General features: G+C 70.7%; 3 protein-coding genes. 2 read left to right on the top strand and 1 reads right to left on the bottom strand.

Going from position 1 to position 3,548, the window contains the following annotated elements; genetic code table 11:
- The first annotated feature begins 250 nt into the window (after positions 1-250).
- Positions 251-1,072, top strand: coding sequence for a HipA family kinase (locus FMEAI12_RS26055; RefSeq protein ID WP_112108177.1), 822 nt, complete (start codon positions 251-253; stop codon positions 1,070-1,072).
- Positions 1,065-1,463: a DUF3037 domain-containing protein gene (locus FMEAI12_RS26050; RefSeq protein WP_020462966.1), complete on the top strand. Its 399-nt coding sequence runs from the start codon at positions 1,065-1,067 to the stop codon at positions 1,461-1,463. Before FMEAI12_RS26055 ends, FMEAI12_RS26050 begins: the two co-directional genes overlap by 8 nt.
- 171 nt (positions 1,464-1,634) lie before the next feature.
- Here the strand turns inward: FMEAI12_RS26050 and FMEAI12_RS26045 are convergent, their stop codons facing one another.
- Positions 1,635-3,203 (bottom strand): glycoside hydrolase family 26 protein, encoded by a 1,569-nt coding sequence (locus FMEAI12_RS26045; protein WP_235014516.1) that lies wholly within the window; start codon positions 3,201-3,203, stop codon positions 1,635-1,637.
- Between the last annotated feature and the right edge of the window lie 345 nt (positions 3,204-3,548).

The raw sequence follows: 3,548 nt of genomic DNA, 5'->3' as shown, positions 1-3,548 counted from the left end.
CGTCCACGCTCCGTGTTCTAGGCCCCCGCCCGGCCGAGCGCGACACCTCCAGCCGCGCGGGGGCCTAGAACACGGAGCGTGGACGTTCCGTCTCGAGACGGAACGTCCACGCGTCAGTCGGGGGGCGCGGCGCACCGGAACCGGTGCGCCGCGGTTCCCTCCCGGCCCAGTCCGACGTCCGGTGCAGCCCGGCACCTCGGTGTCTGGCCCGGCTCGGCTGGCCGTGTGGGCCGGCGGGCATGCTGGTGCGGTGCTTCGTCATGTCCTCGCGACCCGCTATGCCACGCCCCTGCGGGAGGGCGGCAGTCTTCCCGGCGTCATGGAGGGCGACGACCTCGGAACGTGGGTGGTGAAGTTCACCGGCGCAGGGCAGGGGCCCAAGGCGCTCGTCGCCGAGGTGATCGTCGGCGAGCTCGCGCGCGGCCTGGGCCTGGCCGTACCCGAGCTGGTCCTCGTCGATGTCGACCCGGATCTCGGCCGAACGGAGCCCGACCAGGAGGTTCAGGACCTGCTCCGGGCGAGCCCCGGCCGCAACCTCGGCATGGACTACCTGCCCGGCTCGATCACCTACGACCCGCTGGCGTTCCCGGTGGAGCCGGCGCTCGCCGCCCGGGTCGTCTGGCTCGACGCGTTCACGCTGAACGTCGACCGCTCCTGGCGGAATCCGAACCTGTTGGTGTGGGGCTCCCACCTGTGGCTGATCGACCATGGGGCGGCCCTGTACCCGCACCATGACTGGCCGGGCGCCGCGGCGGCGGTCGACCGGCCGCTGCCCGGCTTCGCCGACCACGTCCTGCTCCCCGTGCTGGGCGCGGACGCACCGGAGCTGCTCGCCGCCGCGGACCGGGAGCTCGCACCCGCGGTCACGGCGGACCTGCTGTCCCGGATCGTCGAGCTGGTGCCGGCGGAGTGGACGGACGTGCCCGGCTCGGCCTACGTCGACTGGCTGCTGTCCCGCGTCGAGGGGGACCGTCCCTGGCTGGCGGCGATGCTCACCCCCGCCGAACCGCTCGTCGCCGCCGAGCGGCGTACCGGACGTCCCGACTGGCTGCTGGGAGGCTCCGGTGCCTGATCTGTTCGAGTACGCGATGATCCGCGTCGTGCCGCGAGTCGAACGCGGCGAGTGCGTCAACGTCGGTGTCCTGCTGTGGTGCCAACGGGCCGGCTTCCTCGGCTCGCGGTGCGTCGTCGACCGGGAGCGCCTCGCCAGCCTCGATCCGTTCCTCGACCAGGACGCGGTGTCGGCGAGCCTCGCGGCCCTGCGCCGGGTCTGCGCCGGCGGCCTCGACGCCGGACCGCCTGGCCGGCTCCCCGGCGGGGAACGGTTCCGCTGGTTGACGGCCCCGCGCAGCACCGTGGTGCAGACGTCGGCCGTCCACACCGGTTTCACCGACGACCCCGCGGCCGAGCTGGACCGGCTGGTCGAGCTGCTCGTCGCCCGCCCCGGTCCGCCGCGGGGCTGAGGCGACGTCGCTCGCGGGCCCCCCACGTGCCCGCGAGCGACGCGCCGGTCAGGGCCGGCCGCGGACACGCCTCCCGGCGCGAAAGGTTGCCGGGAGGCGTGTCCGCGCCACTGGGCGCGGACCGTCGTCCGGCCGGTCGGCCGGGAGGCCCCGCCCCGTCACCGGTCAGTTCTAAGGGCTGCTCCACAGATCGGTGTAGCGCTGGGCGGAGGCGTTGTTGATGAACAGACAGGACGGCCCGGTCGGCCGGTACAGGTTGGACCCGACATTCGGCGGCTCACAGGTGCTGTAGTAGTTCTCGTAGAACATTCCCTGCCCAGCACGTGCATCCATCCAGTCGCGCATGAACTGGATGAAGTTCGGGTTGTCCCCGGCACCGTTCTCGTTACGTCCGCTCACGACCCCCCATTCACCGACACCGAACAACTTGTTGTGGGCGCGGGCGAAGTTGTACAGCCAGGTGATGCCTCCGACCGCGTTCGCCTGGTTGTTGAACTCGGTGAGGGTACGGGACGGCGGGTAGTGGTCGTAGGCGTCGATGCCCACGATGTCCACCCAGGCGTCGCCCGGGTACAGGTCGAGCGGGTTATGGCTCGCGGGGTTCTGCGAGTAGTGCGCGTTGATGGTCCAGTCGAGCAGCGGGTCAGGCTCGGCCGTGGAGTTGATGGCGTCGGCGATCCGCCGCCAACAGCCCACATAGGCGGACGGGTTGCTACCCGACCACTGGTACCAGTTTCCGTTCGCCTCCCACGCGATCCGGATAATCGAGTTCTGCCGTCCGGTGGAGTTCAGTGTCTGGCCGAACGTGCGCCACTGCGAGTCGTAGGCACCCGATGCGCAGGCGGTGAGTGTGTTCCCCGAGTTCTCGGGGAAGGGAGGCACCGAGATGACGAGGCGGCCCGGCCATCCGGCGAAGTTCGCCTGGGTCCAGGACGGCTGAACGATGTTCTGCCAGTTGTTACGGGAGACGAAGACATGAGCGAGATCGCAGGGACTGCCCCGGCGCTCGCAGAACGCGTCCACGTTCGCCGGGTTCTGGATCGGATCTCCGTTCGCCCCGGAGAGCCACGGCTGACCCGACCGGTTCCCCGGATCGCCGCGCTGCTCGACGAACACCTGGGCCCGGTCGAAGACGACCCGAACACCACTGGAAGCCGGGTTGCGCCAGCCGATGTTGACGATCACCGCGGTGTGGATCCCGGGATTGAGCAACCCGGACTGGTAGATGCGGCTCACCGTACCGGCCGCCGCGTAGGTGTCGACGGCGGTCGGTGTCCCGCCGTCTACACTGATCGTCGCGATGCCCCCGGACGGGCCCAGGGCGCCGTAGACGTCAACCTGTGTCCCGGAGAACCGGAGCACCGCGCCACTCGACGGCTGGACCGACTCCCGGTAACTATTGTTGGGCGTGGCCGGGCCGCACCGCGTACACGCCGACCAGTCGCCGAAGTAGCTGACCTGGGAGACCCCCGAACCGATCGACGTGTCCTCGATGAGGGCTCCCGGCACCGGCAGGGCCTCCGCGCCGCTGCCGGCGATCGTCGCCCCGGCCAACAGGGTCGGCGCGAGGACGGCGAGACGCAGCATCGTCGATCGCAGGTAGGACCGCCGACGACCGGTTGGTGCGCGGACGATGCGATGGCCGCGCGCGCTGTCCACGCTGCCGCCCTGCCGCCCCGAGGTACCGCCGCCCGGCTGATCCAGGTGCCCGGCGGGCGGCCCGCCGATACGTGGTTCCATATCGCTCGGTCCCACGGGCCGGGCCCGGGTCCGGGCCCGGCTTCGCCAGAGCGTGGGACGCCTGTGGCGACCGCGTCGCGCGTGTTTCGGGTTGCGTTCGCCGGAGTTGGCAGCCTCCTGAGGCGATGTTCCCCGATCCGAAGTGATTTCCTGTGGCACCCCCGCGCCTCATCCCTTCGTCAGGGCCCGTGGTCGGCAAGCTCGTCGACCAGAGCCGCTCGTAGCCGATGACGCGGTGATGCTATACGGAGGGTGAGATGAAATTACTCTCGGTAACTTTTCGACCGGAGATTCGGGGTGCCGTACCGGACATGCCCCCGCCGAGCCCGACACCCGCCCCGACAC

It is taken from the genome of Parafrankia sp. Ea1.12 (genome assembly GCF_900465275.1).
Taxonomy (GTDB): domain Bacteria; phylum Actinomycetota; class Actinomycetes; order Frankiales; family Frankiaceae; genus Parafrankia; species Parafrankia soli.
Note: the sequence above shows the minus strand (reverse complement) of the source record. Positions and strands in the feature narration are given on the sequence as shown.